Here is a 14,667-nt window from a genome sequence, read left to right as displayed (position 1 = left end):
ACCCCGAACCCCGAGGAGACCCACGATCATGGCCGCACTCCGCCGCCGCCCTCTCGCACTCGCCGCCGCCGTCGCGGTCGCCCTGGGGGCCGGCGCCCTCGCCGTGACCAGCGCCTCGGCCGCCGAAGCACCCCTCAAGGACTACGAGTTGACCTGGGGCATCAAGCAGTCCTACCGCTCGTACGTGACCGGGATGGCGGCCGGTTCCTTCACCCCGGCCGGCGGGGCGACGCAGGCGGCCGGCAACGGCGCGTTCACCTTCGCCGACGGCAGCGGGACGTACGACTCCGGCACCCACGCCGTACGGCTCGGCTTCGCGGGCAGTCTGAAGATCGCCTCCACGCTGCACGGCTTCGAACTCACCCTGTCGGACGTGAGATTCGACAGCGCGGCGGCCGAGATCACCGCCGACGTGACGAGCGGCGGCACGACGCAGAACGACGTCCCGCTCGCCGACGTCACCGTGACCCGCACGATGACGGACATGGAGACCAAGCTGACGAAGGAGGCGGCGACCGTCCTCGGCAGCGCGGGCTACGAGGGCGCCGCGGGCGACCCCCTCACCGTGACGCAGAAGCCGGCCGCGACCCAGACGCCGTCGCCGACCGCGACCCCGACGTCGACCGCGACGGGATCCCCGTCCCCGGAGCCGACGTCGTCCACGTCCGCGTCGAGCTCACCCTCGGAATCCGCCTCGCCGTCCGCGTCGCCCTCCGACCCGGCTTCGGGAAGCGCGAGCCCGAGCGTCTCGGCCTCCGAGACCGCCCCCGCCACGCGGGGCGAGATAGCGGACGGCACCCTCGGCTGGGGCGTGAAGCAGTCCTTCCGTACGTACGTCGTGGACGGCGCCGCCCAGGGGAAGATCACCGCGTCCGGCGGGGCCACGCAGGCCGCCGGCAACGGCGCCTTCACCTTCCCGGACGCCACCGGCAACTACGACACCGACGCCGACACGCTCTCGGCCTCCTTCGAGGGCGCGGTCAACTTCAAGGGCCACGAGGCGAACGGCAGTTACGGCCTCGACCTCACCCTCAGCGACCTCGATGTGGAGCTCGACGGCGGCTCCGGGAAGCTCACCGCCGATGTCGACAGCCTCGGCAAGACCTCCGACGACGTCGTCCTCGCCGACCTGAGCGCGAAGACCGCCGACCTGACGGCGACGGACGACGTCATCACCCTCGACGGGGTGACCGCCAAGCTCACCAAGGCCGGCGCCGAGGCGTTCGGCGACTTCTACGCCGAGGGCGCCGAACTCGACCCGGTCGGCCTCTCGGTGGCGCTGAGCGACGACGCCCAGCTCCCCGACGGGGACGACGGCTCGGACTCCGGCTCCGGTTCCGGGTCGGGCTCGGACGGCTCCGGTACGTCGTCGGGCACCACGGGCGGCGCGGGGACGACCGGGTCCACGACGGGCGGTGTCAGCGGCGCGCTGGCCTCCACCGGGTCGGAGGTCCCGGCCGGAATGCTCGGAACCGCGGCGGCGGTGACCGTCGCCGCGGGCGCCGGTGTGGTGGTCGCGATGCGCAGGCGGCGGACCGCCTGATCCGCCGGACCGGAACGGACGTCTCCCGACCGGTTCGACCCGACCCGGACCGCCCGCCTCCGACACCGTTCCCGATGACCGGGGAGCGTTTCGGAGGTGGGTGGTCCGGTTGTGCGGGTCACCGACGAGGCGGATGAATGTTTGAATGCCGGAGTGACTGACTACGACGTGCTGCGGGTCTTCTGCGGACCAGGCGGCGGGTATGGCAATGAACTCGGTGTCGTGCGCGAGGGCTCGGTGATGCCGGACCGCGCCGAACGGCAGGAGTTCGCCGCGAAGCTGGGCTTCAGCGAGACCGTGTTCGTCGACGACCCCGAGCGCGGGATCATCGACATCTATACCCCTTCGTCGCGGCTGCCGTTCGCCGGACACCCGTGCGTCGGGGTGGGCTGGCTGCTCGACGTGCCCGAACTGGTCACGCCCGCCGGTGTGGTGGGGGTCCGGCTGGACGGCGAGTTCAGCTGGATCGAGGCGCGGGCCGAGTGGGCGCCGCCGAGGACACTCCGGCGGCACGCGACCGCGGCCGAGGTCGAGGCGCTGGCCGTGCCGCCGTCGGGGGAGTGGATCTACGCCTGGGCCTGGGAGGACGAGGCCGCCGGCCGGATACGGGCCCGTGCCTTCCCCGGCCGCAACGACGGCATCGAGGAGGACGAGGCGACCGGGGCGGCGGCACTCCTGCTGACCCGGCAACTCGGCCGGGCCCTCAACATCACCCAGGGCGTCGGCTCCCAGATCCTCACCGCACCACAGCCGGCCGACTGGGTCGAAATGGGCGGCCGAGTCCGCCTGGAACGCTGAACCAGCGCCCGCCAGTGCCGGGCCCGCGCCCCTCGGGGCAGGGGTCCGCTTGGAACGCCGGGCCCGCGCCCCTCAAGGCCGGGCCCGTCCCGAACAGCGAGCCCGCGCCCCTCAGGCCCGAGCCTGTGCCGAACGGCGAGTCAGCGCGCCTCAGGGCCGGGTCAGCGCCGAATCCCGGGCCCACACCCGCGCCCCTCAGGGGCGCGGGGAACTGCGCGATCAGCCCCCACCGCCCGCAGGCGCACGGATCGGGTCAGTCCCTCCCCGGGGGAATTCGGGGGTAAGGCCCCCGGAGCACTCCGGCGGTCGGGGCAGGGCCCGGTAACTACCCCACGCCCGGGGCGAACCGTCACGCGCTCAGCGGAAACTCCTCGCCGAGAGCCCTGAACACCCCGGTGTTCAGGGCGAACGCCCGCTTGCACTCCGTCACGATCCGCTGCTTCTCCAGATCGTCGGCCCGGACCCCGTCCAGCAGTTCGCGGTAACCCCGCTTGAACGCGGCCGGGTTGGAGATGTCCTCGAAGACGTAGAAGCGGACCCCGTCGCCCCTGCGGCTGAAGCCCCAGGTCCGCTCCGCCTTGCCGCGGATGATCTGGCCGCCGGAGAGGTCGCCCAGATAGCGCGTGTAGTGGTGGGCCACATAGCCGCCCGGCCACTCACGGGCGCACTCGGTGACCCGGTCGGCGTACGCGCGGGTCGCGGGCAACGCGGTGAGCGTGTCACGCCAGTCCGGGCCCCGCAGGTGGGCGAGGTCGCGCTCCAGGGCGGCGCGGCGCAGCAGCTCGGGCCGCAGGAACGGCCCGGCCACCGGATCGGCGGCCAGCCGCTCGGCCTCCGCCTCCAGTGCCTCGTACACGAACCAGAGCTGCTCGGTGTAGCGCGTGTACGCCTCGACGCCGAGCCGGCCGCCGAGCAGGTCGCTCATGAACGTCGAGGTCTCCGCCTCGGTGTGCTGTTCGTGCGACGCGGTGCGGATGAGCGTCGAGAAGGGTGTGCCCGCCGGGTCCGTGGTGTCCGGCGTGCTCATCGTGTCCGACGTGTCCGACGCGTTCATGGGGCCTCCGGAGCCGATGAGGTGGAGCGCGAGCCGTCGCGCGATCAGCCGAATCTTCTATGGTTAGGCTTACCTAAGTCAAGAGTCTTCCCGACGTCCTGTCGGTAAAACCGTACCCCGATCGGCGACCGGGCCCACATGCGAAAACCCGCCCTGTGGACAGGGCGGGTTCAGGGGTGCGGGAACTCCTGGCGGCTACGGCAGGGTGAGGATCTCCGCGCCGCTCGCGGTGACGACGAGGGTGTGCTCGAACTGCGCCGTGCGCTTGCGGTCCTTCGTCACGACGGTCCACCCGTCGTCCCACATGTCGTAGTCGTGCGTACCGAGCGTGAGCATGGGCTCGATGGTGAAGGTCATCCCGGGCTGCATGACGGTGGTCGCGTGCGGGTTGTCGTAGTGCGGGACGATCAGCCCGGAGTGGAACGAGGAGTTGATCCCGTGCCCGGTGAAGTCACGGACGACCCCGTACCCGAAGCGCTTCGCGTACGACTCGATGACCCGCCCGATGATGTTGATCTGGCGCCCCGGCCTGACCGCCTTGATCGCGCGGTCGAGCGACTCCCGGGTCCGCTCCACGAGGAGCCTGGACTCGTCGTCGACGTCGCCGACCAGGTAGGTCGCGTTGTTGTCGCCGTGCACACCGCCGATGTACGCCGTCACGTCGAGGTTCACGATGTCGCCGTCGCGCAGCACCGTGGAGTCGGGGATGCCGTGGCAGATGACCTCGTTGACCGAGGTGCACAGCGACTTCGGGAAACCGCGGTAGCCGAGGGTCGACGGGTAGGCGCCGTGGTCGCACATATAGGCGTGCGCCACCCGGTCCAGCTCGTCCGTCGTCACGCCCGGCGCGATGAGCTTCGCGGCCTCGGCCATCGCCTGCGCGGCGATCCGCCCGGCGACACGCATCGCCTCGATGGTCTCGGGGGTCTGCACCTCCGGTCCGGTGTACGGCGTGGGGGCGGGCTTCCCCACGTACTCGGGACGCCTGATGTTTCCCGGCACGGGACGGGTGGGAGAAAGCTCCCCTGGTACGAGCAGCGACTGGCCAGACATGGCAGCGAGTCTAACCAGCGGGCATGGGGGAACATGTCCCTGGCGAAAGGAGCTGGTGATGGCCCTGTTCAAGAAGCGGACGGTCGGCAAGCCCGGCGAGTGGTTCTACTGCCTGGAGCACAAGAAGGTCGAGGAGGGCCCCGACTGCCCGGGCAAGGACCGCTTCGGCCCGTACGCCACCCGTGGAGAGGCCGAACACGCGATGGACCTCGCGCGGGAGCGGAACCTCGAATGGGAGACGGACCCGAAGTGGCACGACAAGTCGGACCGGACCCCGGGCGCCGAGGACGACTGAGCCGGCGCGACCGGGACGACCGGGGCGGCGGGTCGGACGCGACGGAGGCGGCGGACGCCTCGCCGGGCGCGCCGGACCCGCCGGGCGCCCCAGGAGGCCGTGCCCGCTACCACCGGTAGGTCGGTGGGGCCGTGAGCTGGTCCGCGAGGCGGGACAGGCGGTCGCGGAAGCGGTGGCGGCCCCGGGGCGAGGGCAGCGCGTTCTCCCCGGCCGCCGCGCTGACCAGATGCTGCACGGTGTCGAGGTCGAGCTCGGGGTCCGGCGGCACCGCCAGCGACTCGTGGGCCAGTGCCGGCAGCTCGCCCTCCCCCTGGGACAGGGCCAGCACCGTCGCCCCGGCCCGCCGGGCGTCGTGCACCCGCTCCAGCAACGCGTCCCCCGGCGCCTCCGGTGTCACCACGAGCAGTGTCTCCCCGCGGCGGGCCGCCGCGATCCGTCCGAGGCCCACCGCCAGGTGAGCCGGGTCGGACTCCCGCGCCCCGTGCCGCACCAGCGTCGGCGACAGCTCCGGCGTGCCCGACCAGGCCGCCTCGTCCACCAGGTGTGCCGCGAGATGCCAGGGCTCGTACGCCTCCGAACCGACCAGCAGCAGGCCACCGCCGTGCGACACCACGGACCCCCGCAGGGTTCCCCCGAACCGCCGTGTCGCACCCAGCCATTCGGTCCCGGCAAGCACTTCGCGCAGTAACGCGACCCGTACGGCATCCATGGCCGCATCCTGCCGTAACGGGCCACTCGTGACCCGGAGTTCACCACGAATTCGCCCAAGTTGGGCAGAAGTCCGCACCGACGACCCCACAAGCGACCGCAGCAGGGAGCCGGCCATGACACAGCCGAGCGCAGCGACGGGCACCGGGACGGACGGGACGACCGGCACCGGGACAGGCACGGAGACGGGCACCGGCACCGGCACCGGCACCGGCACCGGCACGGAGACGGGCACCGGCACGGAGGTGAGCGTTCCCTTCCGCGCCGGGCGCGAGGGCTACGCCAGCTTCCGGATCCCCGCCGTCGTCGCCACCCGCACCGGCACCCTGCTGGCGTTCTGCGAGGGCCGGGTCGGCTCCGCCAAGGACCACGGGCACATCGACATCGTGCTCAAGCGGTCCATGGACGGCGGCCGGACCTGGGGTCCGCTCCAGGTCGTCGCGAACAACGGCACCGACCTCGCCGGCAACCCCGCACCCGTCACCCTCGACACCGGCCGTGTCCTGCTCGTCCACGTCCGCAGCGCCGCCTCCGCCACCGAGGACGCCCTGCTGCGCGGCAAGGTGAGGGCCGCCGACGGGCGGCGCGTATGGGTGGAGCACAGCGACGACGAAGGACGCACCTGGTCGGCCCCCAAGGAGATCACCGCACAGGTGAAGAAGGCGGGCTGGCGCTGGTACGCCACCACACCCGGGCACGCCCTCCAGCTCGGCTCCGGCCGGGTGGTCGTCCCCGGCAACCACACCGTGGCGCCCACCGGCACCGACAACGGCACCGAGGCGAAGTACAACAGCGGGCACTGTCTGCTCAGCGACGACCGCGGGGCGACCTGGTACCTCGGCTACCTCGACGAGAACACCAACGGATACATCAACGCCAACGAGACCACCGCCGCCGAACTCCCCGACGGCCGCGTCTACTTCAACACCCGCAACGACTCCCCGTCGCCCGGCAACCGCGCCGACGCCCACTCCCGCGACGGCGGCAGAACCCTGGTCAGGCCCTTCCGCCCGCAGGCCGGGCTCGTCACCCCGGTGGTCCAGGGCAGCCTGCTCCAGCTCCGCGACCCGGATCTGCTCCTGTACTCCGGGCCCGCCGACCCGGAGTTCCGCGCCCTGATGACGCTCCGCGCCTCGGCCGACGGCGGCACCACCTGGCGGTCCGCGTACACCGTGGACGGACTGCCCGCCGCGTACTCCGACCTGGTCCGCGTCGACACCGACACGGTCGGACTCCTCTACGAGACGGGCGACTTCGGCGCGTACGAGACGATCACCTTCCGGCGCGTCCCGGTGAGCGCGCTCGGGTGACCGTACTCACCCCGGGCGCTCGGCCGCCCCGGGAGCCCCGGCGCGGCCCGCGCACGTAAAGTCGGCCCATGACCTCTACTGACAGTGCACAGAAGGCCCCCGCCAAGGACCCCTGGGACCTGCCGGACGTGTCCGGGCTCGTTGTCGGCGTGCTCGGCGGCACCGGTCCGCAGGGCAAGGGACTCGCCTACCGCCTCGCCAAGGCGGGCCAGAAGGTGATCATCGGCTCGCGCGCCGCCGACCGCGCGCAGGCCGCCGCCGACGAACTCGGCAACGGTGTGGAGGGCGCCGACAACGCGGAGACCGCGCGGCGCAGCGACATCGTGATCGTCGCCGTGCCGTGGGAGGGTCACGGCAAGACCCTCGAATCGCTGCGCGAGGAACTGGCCGGAAAGCTCGTCGTCGACTGCGTCAACCCGCTCGGCTTCGACAAGCAGGGCGCCTACGCGCTGAAGCCGGAGGAGGGCAGTGCCGCCGAACAGGCCGCCGCCCTGCTGCCCGGCTCCCGGGTCACCGCGGCCTTCCACCACCTCTCCGCCGTGCTGCTCGCGGACCCGGAGATCGAGGAGATCGACACCGACGTGATGGTCCTCGGCGAGGAGCGGGCGGACGTCGAGATCGTCCAGGCCCTCGCGGGCCGCATCCCCGGCATGCGGGGCGTGTTCTCCGGCCGGCTGCGCAACGCGCATCAGGTGGAGGCCCTGGTCGCCAACCTGATCTCGGTGAACCGCCGCTACAAGGCACACGCGGGCCTGCGGGTGACGGACGTATAGGTCGGGTGGGGGACACTGATGTGAAGCAGTGTCCCCCCGACAGGAGCCGACCCCATGCCCCGCCTCGCTCTCTACGCCCTCGCCGTCTGTGTCCTCTCCGTGGCCGCGGCCGTCGTCTCGTTCGTCCAGGGAAGCTGGCTGGGCATCGTATGGGTGCTGCTGGCGGGCCTGTCCTCGAACATGACCTGGTACTACGCGCGGCGCGGCAGGGCGTAGCGGCCGGCCGGGACGGCGGTCCCGGCCCGCCCGGTCACGCCTTCAGGCAGATGTCGTTGTTCGACTCCCAGAAGCGGTAGAGCCACTGTCCGCAGTCGCTGTCACGGCCGTCGATGCCGAGGCCGCCCAGGATCGCGTCGATCAGGTGGAAGAACTCCCGGTTCACCGACGGGATCCACAGCAGCGCGAACACGGCGAGCAGTCCGAACGGCGCGAAGGGCTCGACCTGGCGGCGGACCCCGTACGACAGCCAGGGCTCGATCACGCCGTAGCCGTCCAGGCCCGGGACCGGCAGGAAGTTCAGGATCGCGGCCGTGACCTGGAGCAGCGCGAGGAACGCCAGCGCGTAGCGGAAGGCGTCCGGGACGCCGTCCAGGGCGTGCAGCCAGAACGGCGCCGTGCACACGACGGCGAACAGCGCGTTCGTCAGCGGGCCCGCCGCCGAGATCAGGCTGTGCTTCCAGCGGCCGTGGATGCGGCCCCGCTCGATGAAGACCGCCCCGCCCGGCAGCCCGATCCCGCCCATGATCACGAAGAGCACGGGCAGCACGATGCTCAGCAGGGCGTGCGTGTACTTCAGCGGGTTCAGGGTCAGATAGCCCTTGGCGCCGATCGAGATGTCACCGCTGTGCAGGGCGGTGCGGGCGTGCGCGTACTCGTGCAGGCACAGCGAGACGACCCAGGCCGCCGTCACGAAGAGGAACACGGCCACACCGGGCTGCTCGGCGAACCCGCTCCACGTCGCCCAGCCGGTCACCCCCATGACGGCCACGATGCCGACGAAGACGGGGCTGATCCTCCGGTCGCTGCGGCGGGTCACGGCGGTGGTCATGGGGCTCCCTGGACTGGCTGGACTGACGACGGCGTACTCGGGCCTGCCCGACCGTACCGGGCTCGTACGGAAAACGTCTCGCCATCGGGTATCGGTTCCGGGGAGGGTGGGGGAATGGGGCTGTGGCGGGTGTTCTACGCGGACTGGCAGATGGAGTGCTGCGGCACTCCCTTCTCGGTCGGGGACGAGGTGACGTGGCCGCTCCTGCTGGACGAAGGGGGCGAGACGCTCGGCGGGGGCTGGGCCGGAGCGCTCAGCCGGATCACGGCGACGGTGGAATACGTGCGCGACGACGGAGCGGAGATCCCGGTGCTGCGCGCGGACGACGGCCTGGTCGTGGCCCTGCGCGCCGATCCCGAGGGGGATCCCGCGGGTACGGGCGGGGGCGGGGGCAGAGGTACGGGCAAGGGCAAGGGCAAGGGTGCGAGCGGGCGCGCGGGCGGGCACACCGGTCCGGGCGGTGACGGAACGGGGCCGGGGCCCGCCCCGCGCGCCGCGAGGAGCGGTCTGCTCGGCGTCGAACGGCACGGAGCCCGGTTGCCCGAGACGACCGGCACGGTCCGTACGATCCACCTGGTGCACCAGGAATTCGCGCCGACGGCGCCCGGCTCGCGCACCCGGGAACCGGTGCCCGCGTCGCGCTCGTTCGAGGCCGTGGACCGCACCCCCCGATGGTTCGGGGAGGGCAGGGGCCGGAGTCCTGGCCGAACTCCACGTACCCGCCCCCCGCACCTGACGTGACCAGAGACAATGGACCCCGTGCGCTATCGCATCCTCGGCACCACCCAGGCACTCCGCCCCGACGGCACGCCCGTCCCGGTCGGCGGGGCGCGGCTGCGCGCCCTGCTCACCGTTCTCGCGCTGCGGCCCGGACGGACCGTCTCCGCGGCCGTCCTGGTCGACGAGGTGTGGGACGGCGACCCGCCCGCCGACGCGCCCGGCGCGCTCCAGGCGCTCGTCGGGCGGCTGCGCAGGGCGCTCGGCGCGGGCGCGGTCGAGTCGGTCGAGGGCGGCTACCGGCTGGCGGCGGTGTCCGAGGACATCGACCTGCACCGTTTCGAGCGGCTCGTGGGGGAGGGCACCCGTGCCCTCGCCGACGGCGACCCGGCCAAGGCCGCCGTCGTCCTCGACGACGCCCTCGCGCTGTGGAGCGGCCCCGCCCTCGCGGACCTCCCCGACCGCGCCGCCGAAGCGGCCCACTGGGAAACCCGTCGTCTGCACGCCCGGCACGCCCGCCTCTCCGCGGCGCTCGCCCTCGGACAGGCCGATTCCGTCCTCCCCGAACTGACCGCCCTGTGCGACGCCCACCCCCTGGACGAGCCGTTCCAGGTCCTGCGTCTCCGCGCCCTGCGCGACGCGGGCCGCACGGCCGAGGCCCTGGCCGCGTACGAGGACGTACGACAGATGCTGGCCGATCGGCTGGGATCGGACCCCGGCGCGGAACTGCGGTCCCTGCACGCGGAGTTGCTCCGTCCGGCCGAGGCCGGCGGCGGAGTGCGCCCGCCACGGGCGGAGGCCCGCTCCGCCGGGGCCGACCGTCACGTCGCGGAGGGGCACGTCCGCCCCGCCTCACCGCCCCCCGGCAACCTCCGTGCCCGGCTCACCTCGTTCGTGGGCCGGGAGAAAGACATCGATGCCATCCGGGGCGACCTCTCCGTGGCCCGGCTCGTGACCCTGCTCGGACCCGGCGGGGCGGGCAAGACACGGCTCTCGCAGGAGGCGGCCGAGGCCCTGGCGCCCGCGCTGCGGGACGGGGTGTGGCTGGCCGAACTGGCGCCGGTGGACGACCCGAAGGCCGTCCCCGAGGCCGTGCTGACCGCCGTCGGAGCCCGCGAGACCGTCCTGCGCGGCGCCGGCGCCGAGGAGATGCGCGCCGTGGCCGACCGGCACGACGACCCGCTCACCCGGCTCGCCGAACACTGCGCCAAACGCCGGATGCTGATCGTCCTCGACAACTGCGAACACGTCGTCGACGCCGCCGCGCACCTCGCCGAGGCCTTGCTGGAACGCTGTCCCGGAGTGACCGTGCTGGCCACCAGCCGTGAACCCCTCGGCGTACCGGGGGAGTTGCTGCGCCCGGTGGACCCGCTGCCGGAACCCTCCGCGCTGCGGCTGCTCGCCGACCGGGGAGCAGCCGCCCGGCCCGGCTTCCGTGTCGAGGACGACCCCGAGGCGGCGGCCGAGATCTGCCGGCGTCTCGACGGCCTCCCGCTGGCCATCGAACTCGCCGCGGCCCGGCTGCGGATGCTCACCCCGCGCCAGATCGCCGACCGGCTCGACGACCGCTTCCGGCTGCTGACCTCGGGCAGCCGCACGGTGCTGCCCCGCCAGCAGACCCTGCGCGCCGTCGTCGACTGGTCCTGGGACCTGCTCGACGAGGCCGAACGGGACACCCTCGGGCGGCTGTCGGTGTTCGCGGGCGGCTGCGACCTCGCCGCCGCCGAGGCCGTCTGCGGTCCGGCCGCGCTGGACGTCCTCGGCTCACTCGTCGACAAGTCCCTCGTCGTCGCGGCCCCTTCGGGCGAGGGGGACACCGAGATGCGCTACCGACTGCTGGAGACCGTCGCCGAGTACGCGCGCGAACGCCTCGACGAGTCCGGCGCCCGCGAGGCCACGGAGCGCGCCCACCTCACGTACTACCGCGAACTCGCCCGCACCACCGACCCGTTGCTGCGCGGCCCCGGCCAGCGTGCCGCGATCGACGTCATCGAGCGCGAGTACGAGAACCTGCGCACCGCCCTGCGGCACGCCGTCGCCGAGCGAGACGAGCAGGAGGCGCTGTGCATGGTCCTGTCGCTCGCCTGGTACTGGCAGATCCGTGACCAGCGCGTCGACGCCCGTTCCTGGTCCCTGGAGGTGATGGGCCTCGGCCCCGACCCCTTCGTTCCGCCCGTGCGTCCGGCGGTCCCGCTGTACGAACGCTGCACGGACCTCCCGCTGCCCATGCGCCAGGAGGTCTTCGAGGAGGCCCGGCGCGGTGTCCACCTCATCCATCTCGCCTACATGGACATGGACATGGGCGCCTGGCAGACCCCGGAGGCCCAGGAGAAGCTCCGTACGATCAGCATGACCTACGAGCCCGGTATGCCGCAGACCTGCCGCACCCCCGGCTACCTCTGGTTCTACGCCGTGCTGCTCACCGGCACGATGGACCGGTTCACCGAGGTGATCAACAAGACGGTCAGCACCTGCCGCGAACTCGGCTACGACTGGGAACTGGCCACCGCCCTGCAGATGCGCGCCAACATCCTCGCCAACCGCGCCGACATGGCGGGCGACGCCACCGTGGACGCCGACGAGGCACTGGAGCTCTTCGGACGCATCGGGGACGCCTGGGGCGCCGCCGAATCGCTCTCCGCGCGCGGGGAGGCCCACGAGCGCAAGGGCGACTTCCGGGCCGCCGCCGCGGACTACGCGGAGGCGGGCAAGTACGCCGAGCGTCTGGGCGCACGCGCCCAGACGGCGGTGCTCAACGTCCGGCTCGGCAGCATGTACATGGAACTGGGGGAGGCCGAGCGGGGCGAGCGGATGATCCGCGATGTCCTCGCGACCGGGCACGGCGCCCACAACGAGGCCATGCCGGCGGCCCATCTCTTCCTCGCGACCTGGCTCGGCCGCACCGGCCGGAGCGACGAGGCACGCGAGCAGATACGGCTGCTCCGCCAGGACTTCGGGGCCGCCACCTTCGTCCTGTTCGACGGCTTCATGCTCGGGGTGGAGGCCTGGCTGGACGCGATCGACGGGCAGTGCGAGAGCGCCCTGGACAAGGTGCGCCGAGCGCTGAACGCCGTCGACCGGCTGTCGCGGATGATCGCCCCGCACATGCCCTCCGCCCATCTGACCACGGCCGCCATCGCCCTGAACGGCGTGGACGGCGGCGGTCGCGCCACCGACGCGGCCCGGCTCCTCGGCGCCGCGGACGCCCTGCTGCCGCCGGGCCACATCCCCGGTCCCATGGAGGTGGAGACGCGCGACCAGGCCGAGACGGGCGCGCGGGCCCTGCTCGGCGACGCGGCGTACGAGGTGGCACACGCGGAGGGCGGCGGCCTCTCCCTGGAGGAGGCCGCCGCCCTCATCTGAGGCGCGGACGCGAACCGGCGCGCCCCGGCCCCGGTGAGCGGGGCCGGGTCCGTGCGTCGGACGTCAGCTCTTGGTGCGGAACTTGTGGATGGCGACGGGCGCCATCACCAGGGTGAGGCCCAGCGACCAGCCGAGCGTCACCCACAGGCCGTGCGCGACCGGACCGCCCACCATCAGCCCGCGTGCCGCGTCCGCGAGGGACGACAGCGGGTTGTACTCGGTGAAGTTCTGCAGCCAGCCCGGCATCGACCGGGTCGGCGCGAAGATCGACGAGCCGAACTGGAGCGGCATCAGCACCAGGAAGCCCATCGCCTGCACGGACTGCGCGCTCTTCATGATCACGCCGAGGGTGAGGAACACCCACATCAGGGCCGAGCCGAAGACCGCCGACAGACCCACGGAGGCGAACAGGCCGGGCCAGTTGGTGATGTGGAAGCCGACCAGGACACCGACGATCATGAGGATCGCGGTCGCGATCAGCATCCGCATCACCTCCACGGCGATCTTGGCGAACAGCACCGAGCCGCGCCCGATCGGCAGGGACCGGAACCGGTCCATGACACCGGAGTTGAAGTCGGTGTTGAAGCCGGTGCCCACGCCCTGGGCCATGTTCATGCCCATCATGGCCATCAGGCCGGGCACGACGTACTGGACGTACGCCTCCTGTCCGCCGCCGAGCGACTGCCCGATGGAGCCGCCGAAGACGTAGACGAACAGCAGCGTGAAGATGACCGGGAACAGGATCGCGTCGAACATCGACTCCGGGTCCTGGCGGATCCACAGCAGGTTGCGGCGGATCAGCGCGCCGGTGTGGCGGGCGTGCGCGCGGAGCGAGATACGGGGGTCGGCCTCGATCGTCAGGGGGGCTTCGGCGGTGGCGGTACTCATGCGGAGACCTCCTCGTAGGCGCGGGCGGGGGTCTCGTCCTGCGGGGCACTGGCCTTGTGGCCGGTGAGGGAGAGGAACACCTCGTCCAGACTGGGCAGTTCGGTGGAGATGGAGGCGATCGTGATGCCGCGCGCGGTGACCGCGCCGACGACGGCGGTGAGCTGCTCGTCGCTGAGGATCGGGACCAGCGCGCTGCCGGTCTCGCCGTCCACGATCGTCGTGGCGAGGCCGGTGAGCCCCATCTCGTCGAACATGGCGGCCAGCGGGCGCAGTTGCAGCGGGTCCACCGGGCGGATCCGCAGCGTCCGGCCGCCGACACGGGCCTTCAGCTCGTCGATCCGGCCGCTGGCGATGACCTTGCCGCGGTCGATGACCGTCAGCTCGGAGGCGAGCTGCTCGGCCTCCTCCATGTACTGGGTGGTCAGCAGCACGGTGACGCCGTCGGCGACCATGCGCTTGACCTCCTGCCACACCTCGTTGCGGGTGCGCGGGTCGAGGCCGGTCGTCGGCTCGTCCAGGTACAGCACGGCCGGGCTGCCGATCATGGAGGCGGCGAGGTCGAGCCGGCGGCGCATACCGCCGGAGTACGTCGACGCCGGGCGCTTGGCGGCCTCGGTGAGGGAGAAGCGCTCCAGGAGCTCGTCGGCCCGCCGGCGGGCCTCCTTGCGGGGCAGGTCGAGCAGCCGGCCGATCATGTAGAGGTTCTCCCAGCCGGGGAGCTTCTCGTCGACCGAGGCGTACTGGCCGGTGAGGCCTATCACCCGGCGGAGCTGCCGGGGCTGCTTCAGCACGTCGAAGCCGGCGACCGTGGCCGTGCCGGCGTCGGGTGTGATGAGGGTGGACAGGCAGCGGACGAGGGTGGTCTTGCCGGCGCCGTTGGGACCCAGCACGCCGAGGACGGTGCCCTCGCGCACATCCAGGTCGACCCCGTCCAGCGCCTTGGTCTCGCCGTAGTGCTTGACCAGCCCCCGTACGGTGACGGCGCTGCGGCCGGTCGCAGCTTGCCGGGGCGTGTTGTCGATTCGCGTCATGTCCATCAAGGTGCCAGCCGCCACCGACAAACGACCGACAGGCCGCCTACAGAATCCGAGCGTTACCGATAGGTCGTCGACAGTCG

At 72.4% G+C, this 14,667-nt stretch carries 14 protein-coding genes; 8 read left to right on the top strand and 6 right to left on the bottom strand.

What is annotated here, in order from left to right; genetic code table 11:
- Positions 1-28: 28 nt before the first annotated feature.
- Both ACIQ7M_RS13600 and ACIQ7M_RS13595 read left to right on the top strand, forming a co-directional pair.
- The gene (locus ACIQ7M_RS13600; protein WP_403643280.1) at positions 29-1,543 is read left to right on the top strand and encodes an HtaA domain-containing protein; all 1,515 of its coding nucleotides are present in this window, start codon (positions 29-31) and stop codon (positions 1,541-1,543) included.
- A gap of 153 nt (positions 1,544-1,696) precedes the next feature.
- Positions 1,697-2,341 (top strand): PhzF family phenazine biosynthesis protein, encoded by a 645-nt coding sequence (locus tag ACIQ7M_RS13595; RefSeq protein ID WP_386986031.1) that lies wholly within the window; start codon positions 1,697-1,699, stop codon positions 2,339-2,341.
- A gap of 349 nt (positions 2,342-2,690) precedes the next feature.
- Here the strand turns inward: ACIQ7M_RS13595 and ACIQ7M_RS13590 are convergent, their stop codons facing one another.
- Positions 2,691-3,368, bottom strand: coding sequence for a heme oxygenase (biliverdin-producing) (locus tag ACIQ7M_RS13590; protein ID WP_403643545.1), 678 nt, complete (start codon positions 3,366-3,368; stop codon positions 2,691-2,693).
- Between the two features lie 222 nt (positions 3,369-3,590).
- Complete coding sequence (map, locus tag ACIQ7M_RS13585; protein WP_382781355.1) at positions 3,591-4,448, bottom strand: type I methionyl aminopeptidase; 858 nt, start codon at positions 4,446-4,448, stop codon at positions 3,591-3,593.
- Between the two features lie 58 nt (positions 4,449-4,506).
- Here map and ACIQ7M_RS13580 point away from each other — a divergent pair, with 58 nt between their 5' ends.
- A complete protein-coding gene (locus ACIQ7M_RS13580) occupies positions 4,507-4,743 on the top strand; it encodes a hypothetical protein (protein ID WP_355762373.1) in 237 nt (78 codons plus the stop codon).
- Positions 4,744-4,849: 106 nt separating this feature from the next.
- Here ACIQ7M_RS13580 and ACIQ7M_RS13575 read toward each other — a convergent pair whose 3' ends face one another.
- Positions 4,850-5,452: a hypothetical protein gene (locus ACIQ7M_RS13575; protein ID WP_355762370.1), complete on the bottom strand. Its 603-nt coding sequence runs from the start codon at positions 5,450-5,452 to the stop codon at positions 4,850-4,852.
- 115 nt (positions 5,453-5,567) lie between these two features.
- Here ACIQ7M_RS13575 and ACIQ7M_RS13570 point away from each other — a divergent pair, with 115 nt between their 5' ends.
- The 3 genes from ACIQ7M_RS13570 (at position 5,568) to ACIQ7M_RS13560 (ending at position 7,750) form a co-directional block, all read left to right on the top strand.
- On the top strand, positions 5,568-6,761 hold the full coding sequence (locus tag ACIQ7M_RS13570) for an exo-alpha-sialidase (RefSeq protein WP_403643275.1): 1,194 nt from the start codon (positions 5,568-5,570) through the stop codon (positions 6,759-6,761).
- A 68-nt stretch (positions 6,762-6,829) separates the two neighbouring features.
- Positions 6,830-7,534, top strand: coding sequence for an NADPH-dependent F420 reductase (npdG, locus tag ACIQ7M_RS13565; protein ID WP_355762364.1), 705 nt, complete (start codon positions 6,830-6,832; stop codon positions 7,532-7,534).
- Between the two features lie 54 nt (positions 7,535-7,588).
- Positions 7,589-7,750, top strand: coding sequence for a hypothetical protein (locus ACIQ7M_RS13560; protein WP_167455616.1), 162 nt, complete (start codon positions 7,589-7,591; stop codon positions 7,748-7,750).
- A gap of 34 nt (positions 7,751-7,784) precedes the next feature.
- Here the strand turns inward: ACIQ7M_RS13560 and ACIQ7M_RS13555 are convergent, their stop codons facing one another.
- Positions 7,785-8,582 (bottom strand): site-2 protease family protein, encoded by a 798-nt coding sequence (locus ACIQ7M_RS13555; RefSeq protein ID WP_355762360.1) that lies wholly within the window; start codon positions 8,580-8,582, stop codon positions 7,785-7,787.
- A 114-nt stretch (positions 8,583-8,696) separates the two neighbouring features.
- Here ACIQ7M_RS13555 and ACIQ7M_RS13550 point away from each other — a divergent pair, with 114 nt between their 5' ends.
- Both ACIQ7M_RS13550 and ACIQ7M_RS13545 read left to right on the top strand, forming a co-directional pair.
- Entirely contained in the window at positions 8,697-9,323 is a 627-nt protein-coding gene (locus ACIQ7M_RS13550; RefSeq protein ID WP_403643270.1) for a DUF6578 domain-containing protein, read from the top strand.
- Between the two features lie 9 nt (positions 9,324-9,332).
- On the top strand, positions 9,333-12,662 hold the full coding sequence (locus tag ACIQ7M_RS13545; protein ID WP_403643267.1) for an AfsR/SARP family transcriptional regulator: 3,330 nt from the start codon (positions 9,333-9,335) through the stop codon (positions 12,660-12,662).
- Positions 12,663-12,725: 63 nt separating this feature from the next.
- Here the strand turns inward: ACIQ7M_RS13545 and ACIQ7M_RS13540 are convergent, their stop codons facing one another.
- The gene (locus tag ACIQ7M_RS13540) at positions 12,726-13,550 is read right to left on the bottom strand and encodes an ABC transporter permease (RefSeq protein WP_403643264.1); all 825 of its coding nucleotides are present in this window, start codon (positions 13,548-13,550) and stop codon (positions 12,726-12,728) included.
- Positions 13,547-14,581, bottom strand: a complete 1,035-nt coding sequence (locus ACIQ7M_RS13535) for an ATP-binding cassette domain-containing protein (protein ID WP_403643261.1) — start codon at positions 14,579-14,581, stop codon at positions 13,547-13,549. The genes ACIQ7M_RS13540 and ACIQ7M_RS13535 overlap by 4 nt, the downstream gene beginning before the upstream one ends.
- Positions 14,582-14,667: the final 86 nt, after the last annotated feature.

This window comes from Streptomyces sp. NPDC096324 (assembly GCF_044763015.1).
Taxonomy (GTDB): Bacteria; Actinomycetota; Actinomycetes; order Streptomycetales; family Streptomycetaceae; genus Streptomyces.
Note: the sequence above shows the minus strand (reverse complement) of the source record. Positions and strands in the feature narration are given on the sequence as shown.